The sequence below is a fragment of the Shewanella maritima genome (genome assembly GCF_004295345.1).
GTDB classification, from domain to species: domain Bacteria; phylum Pseudomonadota; class Gammaproteobacteria; order Enterobacterales; family Shewanellaceae; genus Shewanella; species Shewanella maritima.
Genome location: NZ_CP036200.1, coordinates 1,662,521 through 1,677,527 on the forward strand (window position 1 = coordinate 1,662,521; position 15,007 = coordinate 1,677,527).

Annotated in this window: 13 protein-coding genes; all 13 read right to left on the reverse strand. The window is 42.0% G+C overall.

Translation table 11 applies throughout. The annotated features are described in order from the left end of the window. Positions 1-4: 4 nt before the first annotated feature. Complete coding sequence (locus tag EXU30_RS07220) at positions 5-709, reverse strand: hypothetical protein (RefSeq protein ID WP_242620339.1); 705 nt, start codon at positions 707-709, stop codon at positions 5-7. An 83-nt stretch (positions 710-792) separates the two neighbouring features. After that, positions 793-3,066, reverse strand: coding sequence for an LruC domain-containing protein (locus EXU30_RS07225; protein WP_242620340.1), 2,274 nt, complete (start codon positions 3,064-3,066; stop codon positions 793-795). Between the two features lie 289 nt (positions 3,067-3,355). After that, complete coding sequence (locus EXU30_RS07230; protein ID WP_130598712.1) at positions 3,356-3,586, reverse strand: hypothetical protein; 231 nt, start codon at positions 3,584-3,586, stop codon at positions 3,356-3,358. A 189-nt stretch (positions 3,587-3,775) separates the two neighbouring features. Then, complete coding sequence (locus EXU30_RS07235; RefSeq protein ID WP_130598714.1) at positions 3,776-5,035, reverse strand: glycosyltransferase family 4 protein; 1,260 nt, start codon at positions 5,033-5,035, stop codon at positions 3,776-3,778. 148 nt (positions 5,036-5,183) lie between these two features. Continuing rightward, positions 5,184-6,131 (reverse strand): SPFH domain-containing protein, encoded by a 948-nt coding sequence (locus tag EXU30_RS07240; RefSeq protein ID WP_130598716.1) that lies wholly within the window; start codon positions 6,129-6,131, stop codon positions 5,184-5,186. After that, positions 6,131-7,066, reverse strand: coding sequence for an SPFH domain-containing protein (locus tag EXU30_RS07245; RefSeq protein WP_130598718.1), 936 nt, complete (start codon positions 7,064-7,066; stop codon positions 6,131-6,133). The genes EXU30_RS07240 and EXU30_RS07245 overlap by 1 nt, the downstream gene beginning before the upstream one ends. A gap of 172 nt (positions 7,067-7,238) precedes the next feature. After that, positions 7,239-7,721 carry an NfeD family protein gene (locus EXU30_RS07250; RefSeq protein ID WP_130598720.1) on the reverse strand — a complete coding sequence of 161 codons (483 nt, stop codon included), beginning with the start codon at positions 7,719-7,721 and terminating at the stop codon, positions 7,239-7,241. Between the two features lie 297 nt (positions 7,722-8,018). Beyond that, positions 8,019-8,492 carry a hypothetical protein gene (locus tag EXU30_RS07255; protein ID WP_130598722.1) on the reverse strand — a complete coding sequence of 158 codons (474 nt, stop codon included), beginning with the start codon at positions 8,490-8,492 and terminating at the stop codon, positions 8,019-8,021. 418 nt (positions 8,493-8,910) lie between these two features. Next, entirely contained in the window at positions 8,911-9,390 is a 480-nt protein-coding gene (locus tag EXU30_RS07260; RefSeq protein WP_130598724.1) for a hypothetical protein, read from the reverse strand. Beyond that, positions 9,383-13,444 (reverse strand): IPT/TIG domain-containing protein, encoded by a 4,062-nt coding sequence (locus EXU30_RS07265; protein WP_130598726.1) that lies wholly within the window; start codon positions 13,442-13,444, stop codon positions 9,383-9,385. Before EXU30_RS07265 ends, EXU30_RS07260 begins: the two co-directional genes overlap by 8 nt. A gap of 51 nt (positions 13,445-13,495) precedes the next feature. Beyond that, entirely contained in the window at positions 13,496-14,143 is a 648-nt protein-coding gene (locus EXU30_RS07270; RefSeq protein ID WP_130598728.1) for a TadE family protein, read from the reverse strand. 52 nt (positions 14,144-14,195) lie between these two features. Then, positions 14,196-14,672, reverse strand: coding sequence for a tetratricopeptide repeat protein (locus EXU30_RS07275; RefSeq protein WP_130598730.1), 477 nt, complete (start codon positions 14,670-14,672; stop codon positions 14,196-14,198). Next, on the reverse strand, positions 14,666-15,004 hold the full coding sequence (locus EXU30_RS07280) for a DUF192 domain-containing protein (protein WP_130598732.1): 339 nt from the start codon (positions 15,002-15,004) through the stop codon (positions 14,666-14,668). The genes EXU30_RS07275 and EXU30_RS07280 overlap by 7 nt, the downstream gene beginning before the upstream one ends. Positions 15,005-15,007: the final 3 nt, after the last annotated feature.

Consider the following 15,007-nt stretch of genomic DNA (forward strand, 5'->3'; position numbering starts at 1 on the left):
AAGGTTAGTTAAACGTTAACTGCTGCTGTTCAACTTGATTATCATATTGCCAACTTTGATATTGTGGTTCGCTGCCATCATAAAACCACACTACTGCCATCAAACTCGCTTGGTGATTTGCTACCTTCAAAGTATCGTTAAGCTGACCGTTATCAAGCGGGCCGCGAAGCAAGCATGACTCATAATTAACAGTGATATTTGCCCCCTGAGTAAAGTCATCACAGAGTGAGAAATAGCCGCGCTTGCCGTTGGTAAGCGCCACCTGAACCTCAAGCTCAAACACTGCTTGCATTTCAAAGTCTGCATCGACAACCAGATCATCGAGCGAAGTTGGATCGGGTGTTGGTTCCTCTTCTTCAGGTGGTGTCGGCTCCTCTGGTGGTGTTTGATCATCACCTTCATCTGTACCGCCAGTATCAGTATCACCTGTGCCACCTGTATCAGTGCCACCTGTTGATGTTGGCGTGTTAGCTACTGGAGCTGGAGATTCTCCCCCACCGCCGCCTCCACCACAGGCACTTAGCAAACTAATCACTGATATAGCCAGCAGGCTTGGTAATATATTCATTGGCGTACCTTTGCGTTGTAAAAAGTCAAACCAAGTTTGTTTATGTTCGTCCTGCTCAGCAGCTGATTGTTCAGAATGATAGTTAGCAGCGGTTGCATTATTTTTCGTTTGAGCAGCAATCTTGTGAGTTAGCTTATTCATATTAATTACCTCAATATTCGATTCGGGTTGGCCAGTCAGTGACCTTGATTGGCTCACTGACTGCTCTGGCTAGCATTTGTCAGTTAAAACACCAGCTCTTCAATTTTGTTGATGTACCAGTCAGCATTCGTGTTACCGCTTGGGTCTGCTGCAAAATCGACAAACTCTGGGTATGCATTATCTAAACGCTCTTTCTCTAATGGGTGCTCCCAGTTATCAGGCACTTCAATCGCCCAGCTCATACCGTTTTCATCCTGGAAGTATTGACCTTGAGATGGTGATGATGCGTCATCATGGGCACCTAAAAAGCGTGGGTCGAATAGATCGGTCGGCGCTTTGTTCTTTAGGTGTATCTCAAGTGAACGGCCAGGGTTCTTGCCATCAGTAATGTTCTTGGCGGCTAAGCCATGGTCGGTATTGGGCGTGGCAAAGATAAATGGGTCGTAAGGGAATGCCGGCATTAATTCAACGTCAACAGCCTCCACAAACGGAACCGTCATATTCCAACTTGCACGATAGCTAGTACCGCAACCGGCTTCGGTTCTGAAGTAGTCACAGTTATTACCGCGTGTCGCGTGCTGCCATAGGTCTTCACTAAACACCATCACGGCATTGGTTTGCCCTTGTTCTAGCGGCGACTGAGTTTGTTTCACACCTTGAATTGACCATTCAATGGCTGATTCTTGTACATTGCTGCGCGCTACATCCGGCAATTGGATAGCAAAACCGTTGTGATACCAGGCACCCATAGCGACTAGATGTGCTTCAAAACCTACACGACGAACATGATTATTTTTCTCGTACTGAACAATGCGCAGCTGCATCACTACATCGTTCATGTCAAAATCGCCTTGATTGGGGAACAAATCTTCATAGGCTAATGTGGTATAGGTTGATGAAGATGGGTAATAAGTCATCGTCACGCCAGTTTCCGTCACTGTTAACGCGTAGTCTTCAACCTCACCATCACTTACACCACCGGTAGGTAAAATATCTGGCGTGCTACTTAAACGAAAACGCGCCCAGGTGTCACCGGCTTTAGCCCAGTTAGGTACATCAATCATTACGCTCGATTGCCCTGGTGCCATTTTTTTCGCGCTTACAACACGATCTTCAGCATCAAATTCACCATCTTGGCCCCAATCAATCCAGGCGTTGAGATAGCCATCACTGCCAGTAACATCCACCAGCAACACCGCAGTCTCACCAATCTCGAAACCTGTTGGCATGCTGATGCCATCATCGTCATCAATACCATCACTAGAATCGTCCGATAATGGCGCAGGGTAACCGTCTGATTCATTGTCATTTAGCTTACCTAAACTCAAGCCTTCAATGATGCCGTGGCGGGCGCCATTATCAGACATTAACGTTGAATAAGAATTTGGCGCATCACCAAAATCTACAGAGTCACCGACTGGCACTTCAGCAAGGGCGCAACGCGCGCCATCGTTTGAGGTTGAAGAAGGACCATAAGAAAACAGCTCTGCTTGTGGGTTTGCATCAGCGACATTGAGCTTATACACGTTACCGTCACGATTGTTACTCATGTAAAGGTTGCCGTCTGGGTCAAAGAACTGCGCGCCAAAGGTAAAGCTCTTACTTGCTGTAACCACAGTACCTAAGTTTTGATACTCACCAGTATTTGGGTCAATTTGCAGTAGCTTGCCACTGGTGCCGTTAGTCACGGCGTAGAGGTAACCATCAAAGGGGTGAAAGGCAAAATCGGTAATATTGTAGTTAACCAAACTACTTTGATTGGTGACTAATTCCATCACAGGATTCGCGTTGTCTAACTCAACCTTGAATAAACCGAGATTTTTGCGATAACCAAACCAGGTATTGCTATCAATGGCAACGTCACCCACATAGAAGTTAGTCGTTCCAACCGAGCCGTGTTTTACTAAGTTAAGTGGCGTAGTTTGATATTGATTGTCGATGCGGCTCAAGGTTTGATTATCATAGTCCCAGCCGTATAAATAATTGTCGCTGTAACTAAAGCCAGTGCCATTAATCGCGGCGTTAACCCCCATTGCATCCGACAGCACCACATAACTACCTGTACTAAGGTCTACACCATAGGTAATAGGGTTGCCCGCAGGCGTTTGCACAATAAAGGCTTGGGTTGGGCAAGCATTAAATGGCTCACTGGCCTTCGCACCTTGCGCCATGAGTAAACCAGCACCTGCAAATAGCAGATATAAACTAGATTTCATCATTGATCGATTTGCGAGACCGCTGCTGTTGGCACCGGCATGTTGCACGTTTTGTACAAGCCGAGCATCATCAAAAACACCCTGCTTATTATTTGAGGCTTGTTGGACTGACTGAACAGTCTTGGTTGCTAAAGAAGTCATAGGCTGATCTCGCTCTGTTAGTATCGGTAAACAGGTATTGCATAGACCAGACCAACTTTTTACTTCTTTAAAATCAATAAATTAAAATTCGCCTTTGTGACAAACAATGCAAAATAGCATTCTGCATTGCAATTCGAAAAGTGATAAATAGAATTTGGGTTTGGTAAAAAAGAGCGTTTAGAGTTAAGTGTGAAAAGGAGGTTTACCATTTGAAAATAACAAAAAAACTGCTCTTGCGAGGCTTTAGAGTCAAATACAATATTTCCAATAGTTGAAAGAATCTTTGATGTTATTTTTTTCCCCACGAAAGTTTAAAAATATCAAAGTGTGCCACGTAACTTACAAACCACATGATTCCAGAGAAAATGAAAAAGATTTTTCTGGCAAAAATAAAGCTCCAATCTTTGAGCCAAGCCAGTATAAATACAGCGACTAACATAGCCGTCACATAATACAGTGGATAAACCAAAAAATACTTAAGTACAAGTTTCCAGTCCCTATGTTTTTCTTCATTGATCATTAACAATTTCCTGCTTCACATGTTTTCTCAGCTTTTACAGCTACAGTTGAAATAGAAGAAGCGGCACAAGAAGCCTTAGCTGCTCTTTCTACGGGTTGAGTCGATGTAAAACAAAGTTTGTTCTTGAACTGTCTAACGTAGCTTGTGCTGAATTTGCCTTTACTTGGCCATTGGCAGTTCCACCTTTGCTCAAAGTTCACTCAATAACTTATGCCAGTTATCCACCACGTTTTGCCATTGCTGATATCGCCATTGTTGTAAATTTATATGGGAGTAATCATTGTGCCATTTGGCGGCGATTTCACCTGACTGATACGCCTTGCAAAATGAGGTTATCTGCATAGCGACTTGCTCAGGGCTTAGCTCTTTTGTTAGTTCTTTTTTTAGCTCTGGTTTTCGCTCTAAGCCTGGCGAGGACTGTAGCGGTTGTTGTAGCGCTTGTTGCTGCGAAAGCAGCTTAACACATACACACGGAGCATCAGTAAACTGATCATGTAGGCCGTCAACGTCACTGGCAATAACACATTTACCCATACTTAAGGCTTCTTGCATCACCAACCCAAATGGCTCCCAACGTGAGGGAATAACCACAGCATCACACGCTAGTAATTGCGTGGCAATATTATCTACGGCTGGCAATATTTGCACGTGACTCAACTCTTCGGCAAGCGCCTGAAACTCATCTTGCAACTCGCCCTCGCCTATAAGCGTTAACTGGCATAATTCAGCTGGTATGAGAGCCATCGCCTTTAGCAATACATCAAAGCCTTTTTGGCAATGAAAGCGCCCATAAGCGAGTAATTTCACTTGAGCGGCATTACTGTTAACTGCGCTGTTAGATGCGTTAGCCTCAAAAGATTCAGATATCGCACTTGGGTTAATAGGCACCAGCGTAGGGTTAGGGTGAGTCTTATTTGTCTGAAAATTGTTTGCTAGTAAATCCAAATCTGCGTCGATGAAGGTGCTGGTAACAGTTTCAGGTAATGGCATTAGTTGGGAGAGATCTCGCCCCTGGCCTAACATGGCAATTTTAGTTTTGGAAGCGAGTTTGTGTTTAAGCATCCATCGCTGCTGTGATGGTGCAATGCTGATGACCTTATCCATCAAGCCGTAGGTGAATTTCAGTAGCTGATAAAAACGCCCACTCGCTGACACATTCTCGTCAACAAAGCCCTGACTGTAATGATGCTCCTGCAATACAAGTTTAGCTCTAGGAAATTTAAGCTTTAGCTTCATCACACCAAGCAATCCAGTCCAACTTGAAGCGCCGTGAAAACAGATAATGTCTGCATCAAGCATCAAACGAGCATGTAACCCCATAGGCATGTATACAATGCGCATATCAAAATGCTCACTTAAGTGCGACTGGCACAAGTGAGTCAACGCCATATTCACACCGCCCATTTTGTTGTCGTCCACACAATGAACGACTAGAGGTTTTTGCGCCATAGTAAACCCTGCAACTTTGCTTAATTTGAGTGTTACCGACAAGCGATATCTTGGCAAGCCTTATCTTATGAACCTTATCTTGGCGAGAATAGAAGCAAAAGGTCGGCATAGTGCCGACCTTCATTGTTTAAACTCATCAATAAGATGTCTAACTTTTCACTTTATCTTCTTTAAGACCAATACTGTCTAGCCAGTATTCAAAGTTAACCATATTGCCTGGCAGCACAATGCGGCTATCAGACTTACTCAGTCCATCAAGTTGCTTCATATATTGCTCACCAAGCTGCATACGTAGCGCACTTTGCCCACCCTCTGCAGAAATCACTTTTGCCAGTGTGGCAATCGACTCTGAGGTCGCTTTGGCAAGAGTTAAAATCTCCTCAGCCTTACCTTCTGCTTCATTAATGCGGCGCTGCATCTCACCCTCAGATAAGTTAATGGTTTCAGCCATTAAACCTTCAGAGCGATTAATTTTAGACTGCTTATCACCTTCACTTTTTGCCAGTAATGCACGGCGTTCACGCTCTGCATTAACCTGCATTTCCATGGCATTTTTCACCGTTTCTGGCGGAGTGATGTTTTTAATCTCGTAACGGTGAACGCGAATACCCCACATGGCACCTGCCTCATCCAATACTTCCACCACTTTTGCGGAGATCAAGTCACGCTCTTCAAAGGTGCGATCTAAATCTAGCGTACCGATCACCGAGCGCGTAGTAGTTTGCGCTAGCTGAATCGCCGCGTAACGATAGTCGGTAATACCATAGCTAGCCTTAACCGGGTCGGTAACCGAGATATAAATAACGCCGTCTACTTCAACATTAACTTCATCGCTTGAGAAACACTCTTGCGGCGGTACATCAATGGTCTCTTCTTTTAGATCGTGGATGTAGGCAACCTTATCGATAAACGGAACCAATGCATGAAAGCCCGCATCTAAGGTTTTGCTGTACTTACCTAGTCGCTCAACAATGTAAGCAGATTTAGTCGGTACCAGACGAATTGATTGAAATAATTTGAGCACGAAAATGGTAAAAATAATGCCCCAGATTACCATCACAATCATATCTGTATTGCTTGCATTTAAGTTAATCATTAGCGTGCTCCTTTTGCTGAATCAGTACCTGCAGCAACCGTGCTGGTTACCTGCTCCATGCCTTCAAAAAAGCCTTCCAGCTTAGCCATTTCAGCCGGCACTACCGACACTTGCGACTCAGATAAAATCTTACCTACCTGACCAATAAACTGCTCTTTTAGCAGCATGTTCATTGCATCGTTACCACCATTATTAGCTAACGACTCACAAATTAACTCCATTCCTTGCGCTTTAGCATTAGCGATAATTGAGATTTCTTTACCTGTACCAATCGCTTCGTTAATACGTCTTGTTTTTTCACCTTCAGAAAGATTAATCGCCTCCTGACGCTCACCTTCAGATAGGTTAATCATCGCGGCTTTTTCTGCGTTAGCTAGGGTAATTTCAGCACGCTTTTGACGCTCAGCTTCCATTTGCTTTTCTAACGTGTGAATAACGTGGCGCGATGGAGTAATGTTCTTAATCTCATAGCGCAGCACTTTAATTCCCCATGGGTCTGAGGCTTTATCAATCTCGCGTACAATAGACTCATTCAAGCTGTCACGTTCAGAGAAGGTTTGCGATAACGTCAACTTACCAATCTCACTGCGCATGGTGGTTTGCGCTAGGTTTACCGCGGCGCGGCGATAATCTTCAATACCGTAACTTGCAAGCTTGCCATCCATCACTTTTAGGTAAACTAAGCCGTCAACTTCTAACTGAGTATTATCTTTCGAGATACAACTTTGTGGTGGTACGTCGAGCACTTCTTCGCGAGTGTCGTGCCTGTAGGCGACACGGTCTACAAACGGCACTAGAAAATGAAACCCAGGTTGCAGCACCTTCTTAAACTTACCTAGGCGCTCAATGACATGTACCTCGCGCATGGGCACAATCAACATGAGTTTATAGAGAATAAAAACAAAGAATAAAAATACGATGGTAAATAACAGCATATCACTTCCTTATTATTTGAAATCAGCTTGCTCGCTGCGCTAGGCATCTTGCCTAGCACTATCCTGACAGCTTTAACGACAGCTGAGCTAAGTGGACTCTGAACGAGTTGTTAGTCGAATATTTGTTTTGGGTTCGTTACTGAACCTTAATAACTTACGGCTCTTGTGGCATCTATTGCGACATGTCTTGAGGGGTCTCTTGTGGCAGCAGAGGCTCAACCACAAAGCCAATGTTTTCACGGCAGATAATACGCACCTCGGTGCCCTTTTTTATTACAGAGCCATTACCGAGTGCTGTCCAATCTGAGCCTAAACAGGTGATACGACCGGTTTTCTCACCCGGGCCTATATCTGCTTTAACTGTGGCGACCTGATTGTATAAGTCCAACTCTTCATCGGTGTTATCAACATGAGCGTCGCCACCAATCATTTTTTGGGTCACATGGCGAAATGCGAGCAGCAGCACCATAGAGCTGATAAACCACAAAGTCAGGCTTTGGCTCAGGCCATCAATAAAACCAACAGCTAAGGCTGAAGCAACAAGTACACAGGCAACACCGAGCAGAATAATGATGCCGCCGGGAATAATGATTTCAGCCAGCATCATCACAATACCAATGACAAGCCAGATGAAAATAGGGTTGGTAAAATCCATCTTTGCTCCTTTTATCAAGGGTGGGTTTAACGCTAATAGCACTTTTAGCTACTGAACTTAAAAGGGTTTATACCTATCCTCTTAGTAGTCAGCAAAATTAGCTCCAACGTCCACAATCCGTTTGGACATAATATGTCACAATACAGCAAAGATGCATAAAAGCAAAATATTTTGCATAAATCATACTTTTGATAAAAGGCAGTTCGTGATTATTTGCAATGTGTCAAATAATGAGATTAGCTATTTACCGCAACAATTGACAGGCGCTAAACATGAGTGGTTAATAATCTTTAAAAATTAATTATCAACCCAAGGAATATTTGTAAAATCAGATATTTGTTTTACTAGTTCAAGCATTAGATCTTTTGAGCCAAACTCTAGACGTATTGTTTCCGTTTGGTTTTTCAACACCGCATGAATCTCATAATAAGCTCTTGTTTCACCTCGCTTAGTGCTCTGTAAAAATTGCAATGCCGTAATTCCTTCAATTGAGATAACCTGCATAGCTAACGTATAGACTGACGATACCTCAGTAGTTATTTGCTTACGCTCTAAATCAAAAACTATGGTTCGCCGTACAAACAACAAGTGCCAAGCGAGGAGAGCTGCGAGTGACCACGCAATTAACACTGTATATGGCTGACGATAAAGAAATAGTGAGAAAAGTAACACAAATGAGGTAAAAATAAGTCCAAGAAGGCGACGGCTTAGCTTTTGCCTCTTTGAGTTCGATAACACAGCTAACGTCGGAGAGACTAGGTTAAACACCATAAAGTGCGCCTCCAACAAGTTTCAATGCCAGAGCCAAAATGATAATAAATGGTAAAGGATAAAATAGACGAATGCATGCGTGTATAGACCATAAGGGCGCCACAGACTTCTTAGCTTGAAGCGCTAAATTTTTATCCTTAGTGTTATCTTTATTTGTTAAAGACGAATGTAATCTAGACATATCATCAACCTTGTAAATATTGGGACGTCAGTCAAGTCCCTATAATTTAGTATCTTGCAATACAGCACACTCGTACGTTTTTTTTACAAATTTTATAGTCATTACGTCCCTTTAATGTCATTATGAAACAAGGCCTATAAAGATAGGCCTTGCTGTATTGTTTATGGTTTAGGACTTTTTATTTATCTAAGCCTCTACGCCCATCTTCACACCGTATAAATCACCAGCAAAAAACTTTTAAGGCAAAGAAGATAAGAACCAACCCTTGGGTGTTTCAATAAATTTGCAGCTTACTGTTGAACGATATTTTTCCCCTACCACAAACAATTTCACTTTGGCTTGATTAATAGCATCAAACTTATCCACCTTTGTTTTTGAAGGTTGTTTATAGCTCACACCTTTGGCTTCAATAGATACGACTTTCTCTTTGACGAACCACCGTTCATAAGCTCGAGCCAAGACTTGACCTGAACGCTTAACCTCGTGTTCAGTAGGTGTCACTGGCATTTGAGATACAAATAATTTTAGATCCTTATTTTTTATAATTTCGAATGTTCCAAGGCACCTTTGAGTTAAAATTTCTTCTTGCTTTTCATCTGAAGCTTCCACTTCAAAAGAAGGGGATAAAACTAATATTAATAAAATTAAACGAAACATAGTATCTCCTATAAATTGAAGAACAACGATGTGCTCTTCAACAAACTTCGTTTTATTCATACTGTAAAGCCTTTAACGGATTTACTTTACTAAAAACAGGCTGAGTAGTAGAGCCAACTTCTACATAAAACACTTTAATACTGTCTTTTAGAAGATCCCGACCTTCAAGTTCGTCACCACTAACAGATATTAGATTGCCCTCAAATTGAATGTAGTAAGTACCAATTTCATCTTCAGCTCGAATGCCGACTAGCTTTACAGTATGCATTCCTGCAGTCAACGGAATAGAGATTGGACCCACTTTTCTCTGTGGCTCTGCGCCATCGATTATGACCTTATCATCAACTACAAGTTTAAAGATATCGTCATTAAAATTACCATTATCTCCAAATGTCACGTCTAAAATATACGGAACTGTAAACTCAAGAGCATTGCTCACCACATCATCAACCTCGACGGTTACACCTCCCGTAACTACGCCGTTAGGCACAGCAACTATTAATTTGCCAGGTTCAGATCTAATCACACTAGCAACAACTCTCTGATTATTCTTACCAGCAAATGTGACTCGATTTCTAGACTTCAAAGAGCTAAAACCTATACCTTCAATCGTAACAATATCACCCGGTTGGCCACTATCCGCTTTGATACGCGCGATTTCCAATCCATCACCAATTTTTATCTGGACTGGCGAATTGGCAATTTCGCCCCTGTGCTCAACTTTCACAGAAATCGGCCCTACCGCACTCTCAAGCAAAGTACCAGGTACTGTAACATTCAACAAAGTACCTACTGCCGAAACGGAGTCGTGCTCAATCCGCACTTCAGAAGTCGATGCCCCTTCATCTTTAAGATATGTGATAGGCTCCTCATCAAACCAGTACCATCGCTCATTAATACCAAAACCCGTTCCAACAATTGATAGCGGTTTATCAATTGGCTCAGCTTTCATAATACTTGGCTCAATATCTACAATCGTTAGACCCCATGTAACAGTAAAGTCTGATTTAATAGGTACAAACATCATGTCTTTTATCGTTTTAACTTGATCAACGAGAATGTCAGCGACTTGAGCTCCGGTAAGAATCGCATCTATTTGTCCCACAAAGGGCGTCCACTTTCTCAATGCGGCACCCGCGGCCATCGTTGCTATATCCTGTGGACTGACTCCAAGCTCCTGTAACACGGTTTTAGTAATTGGACCTAACTTTCCAGCGTTAGCAGGATCAGCTAAAACTTCAACCTCATTTTTATAGAATTCAATAGCCACTTCTTTTACAAAGTTCTCAATATCCTCATCAGTTACATTTTCGTCATCATAAAGCTTTTCTGCTTCCTCTATCAGCTTTGGAGAATACTGGATAATAAGCTTGGTAATAACAACAGGGTCAAACCCTTTAGGTTCATAGCCAACCCCCGTTAAAATAATGTCAAAAAATTTAAGTAAAATTCCATCTATAATTGTGCGAATAGCAATACTTTGGCGTGCTTTATATATCACACGATCGTAATCACTAATAGGTACTCTACTAAAAGGCGATGGACCGACTGGATTTCCTACTCCAGGCGCTATTACTTGATACAAACAATTTTGATAAGGGCACTCGTTGTAGTATTGATCTTTAGACCAAAACTCTAACCCCAAAAATGTACCAGATTGCGGGCCTAAGATATTGCCATCCCAGCCATTCTCAATATGCTTTCTAAGTGGAGTGCTTAAACTGGAAGGATCATACTCACCATTATCACCAAGTGGTATAATCATCGTACTCAAATAAAGTCTTGTTCTATTCTGCAATTCAGCACAACCATCATAGCTCAGTTTACTTTTTTGCTCATCATTAACACTACTATTATCTGGACAGCTTGGATCTGACGGCAGCCAGTTGTCAAGAAAGTTTGTAGCCTCTAGCGAGTAATCGAAATGGTCTGTACCATAGTTGACTATTGTAGGTTTGATATTCGCGGACCCACTTTTTTGGATAATTGGTGGAGAAAGTGAGATGTTGTATTTTCCCGCACTATTAACTGGCATTGCGCTTGCTTCGAATTTGGAAAAAATAGCGTTACTTTTAGTGATGATAAAATTTGATAATTCAGGCGAAAGTTTATCCAAAGCTGTAACAGATAACTCAAGCTCTACTGCCAGTCGACTAGCCAGTTCGTGAAACTCATCATAATTATAAATAGCACTCCTGAATTCGTAAAGCTGCTCATTAGAGACCTTACCTGAGCCTATAAAATCTAGAACAAATCTAAAAACAGTGGCATTTATATCAAGTACAAAACTTTCATCTTCTGGTAATATATACCCATTCAAATAGGCTTGACTTAAGCCTTGGTTGGAATTCCCCAAGTAACTATCTATAGGAGTCACTCTACTTTTAAATCTTTTAACCTGAGCACTGTTATTTTCATCAACCCCATACTCAAACCCCAATATTGATTCAAAAATTAAACTTACGCCATCTACAACACCTACTTCCATTAATTCAACATTAGTATCCTGAGTAACAAAGTAACTAACTGTATTACTCTGACCAGATAAATTATTAATTTGAAAATCACCATCAGACAATGAAGATAGAATAGATACGGTTACTTCTGTAGCACTATGACTCACTATAGGCAGTGGAGTTCCACTTGCTGTAACTGTCATGTCTTCTGAGAAATCGGTTCCTAGAAGCTGAAACTCCTCACCCTCAACCAATAACATACCACCAGGAGAACTTATTACAGGACTCCCTGCTGATTTTAATTTGATATTTCTAGTATTAGTTTTCAGTATTCCATCTGATACAAAAACTCTGCTCACACCAGGGTAAGCAATCGCTTGAAATTTTCCCGAAAGTGCGTTTATAGGTTTATTAATTGGTTCTAAACCATCTCTTTCGAGCACTAAATAGTGTTGTGTTGTACTAAGCTCCTTTTCTAATAGGAGTTCGAAAATGTCACCTTCTCGAATATATTCAACATTATTATTATTGTGAATGACATAAGGTATGTTTATCAGTGAGCTATCATCTTCAGTTAAACCCACCAAGCGGTTACTATCATATACATCCAACACACCATCATTGTCATCATCTAGGTCTAAATAATCTGCAACTGTATCAAAGTCACTATCACTTGGTTTATATATATTGTTACCCACTTCCTGATAATCTAGGATATTATTCCCATCTGAATCTTCGTCAACAAAGTTACCAATTCCATCATTATCTGCATCCTCTCTCCCTTCGACTTTATCAGGTAAACCATCGCCATCACTATCGCTATCTAACCAATTGGGTATGCCGTCATCATCGGGATCAAAGCTAACTTGATCTGAATAAAATGAGTAAAGAAACTCTTCTGTATCACTAATAATATCGTCATCAGTATCATGAGTTAATGTACTAATACCCAGTGCAACTTCTTTTCGATCTTCAATAGCATCTCCATCTTGATCTACGAATACCTCTGCATAATAGGTGAAACTCTCCCTACCATCGAAATTAATGTCATTGATACCGATATGATGCAAGCCTGATTCCAGCACTTCTACGTTTATCGCTACAGTTTGTAAATTTGGGGCTATGTCAATCACACCAAAATTAAGTGCATTACCATTCCTATCAGAAAAATAAATATTAGGTTTAAATTTTGAATCTTGATACCTAAGCACGAGAGTTAGAAAGTCTCCCACCTCTGCAGAAAAAGCGAAGATATCACCATTATCTGACTTTTCAGATATCGCACCACTCACTGAAAAAGGCGGAGTAAACCCTACTTCCGTAGCAATTGACGGGTTATCATTGGGTTCAATCTCTTCGACTAAATCAAGTGATTGACGTTCAGCCACAAATGGAAAACCGTCAAACTCATCCAATACACCATCAGCATCTTCATCTTTATTCTCCCATGTGCCGACATAGTCAATAGGATCTATGGGTTCTTCCGGATCAACAGGGTCAACTGGATCGGTAGGTTGACTTGGGTCACTAGGTGATGTGGGATCTGATGGGTTATCTCCTTGGAAAGCAGGATCACCTGATTCTAGTTCACCTCCACAGCCTGTCAGAGTAAGACTGGATGCCAGTAACATCGACAACCATAAATACTTATATTTCATTGCACATATCCCTATAAAAATCCGTTTATTGCTATTTTATTGCGGCTTTAACTACATCCGAAAAGGAGTCTGCATCCGCGTTAACCCTTGCGATACCAGCGCCAAATACGCATCGCCTGTAATTTGCCCTAAGGCATTGCATGCAAGTTGCTCACGGCTTGGTGCGTACCAAACCGAGGTGACAATTTCTTCGATAACATAGTTGGCAAAAGGCACTATCAGTTTTTGACACCACCTCACTTCTATTTGCAGTAGGTTGGCATCTTGAATATTCATTTGTCGGCCACTGCCAACATCCTTCACCCCAGCACTTCGATACATTAAGTTATTATTTGGGATCTCATCGATATAACGGTTGTTGTAGCGAGCACGAATTTTGAACTCATTAAACGTGCGTCTATCTGGGCTTAATACAGTGATTTGACTTTGAGCAAACACCGCCGCCCGCGCTTTAGCTACCGCAGTCAAGGTATCTGACATACTTGTTCCATGCGCAAACAGTGGGGTCATGCCTTTAGCGAGCCCCTGTCGAATTTCACTTACATTGCCATGATTTAGTGCGCCGGCTCGCGCCGCATTTACCGTTGCAGCATCTAAGGTGCTTTTTGCTGAGTAGATAAATCCCCACTGAGCAATTAGCATCATGGCAACCAAAATAATTGGCATAAGAAAAGGCAAAGCGAGGTTAAACTCAATCATACTCTGCCCTGCCTGGGGCTAACTCTTAGTTTGCTCAAGGCACCTTTGCTGATCATAACGAAGCTTGTTTAGTCTTAGGTGTTGGTTCACGTTGCAGTTCATTCAATGCGTTCAACAGCGCATTAACTTGTTTAGTCACAACTGAATTTGGGTCTGCTTGACGTTGTGCTTGCTGCAACACCTGAGTAGATTGCTTAATACGCACTAGGCTGATGTTATATAAAGCTTTAGTATTTTTAGGCTCCAACTCAAGGCACTTTAGGTAGGCGTTAATGGCTGCGTCATGGCGCCCTGTGCGGGTATAAATATTACCCAAACGAAACCAAGCTGGGGCATAGTTGGGGACTGATTTAAGCACTTCAATGTATAAACTCTCAGCTTGGTCGAGCATGGCTGTCTTGTAGGCGTGCTCGGCCTGCTGCTGAATAACCAGGATTTGCTGATTACCTTGATGCTCCTCTTGCGAAGGTGCACTTGAACATGCAGTTAGCCCAACCAATGCGAGTGCAACTATTAACTGTCTTACCATGACAGAGTATCTCCTTGATTTATATTATTTAGATGTGCGCTACCCGGTGCGAGCTCCAGCACCTTTTTAGCCCTCAAACACCAGCTAAGTCGCCTTGGTGACAATTCACGCACAAGCTTTATCACCTGGTTATGTTTATTCAGATAGACCACATCAATGGCGTACTTCATGCCGAAAGTGTGCACTGAGTTACAAGGAGTGATTAATAATCCTTGCTCATCAGTTAACTTGTCTCGTCCAAGTAGCCCTCTTAACCGCAGCGGTGCAGTGTCAGCAATAGATACGCTGTTAATTGCACCACCTTTTTGATTCGTTAACTTGACACTTTCCATAAC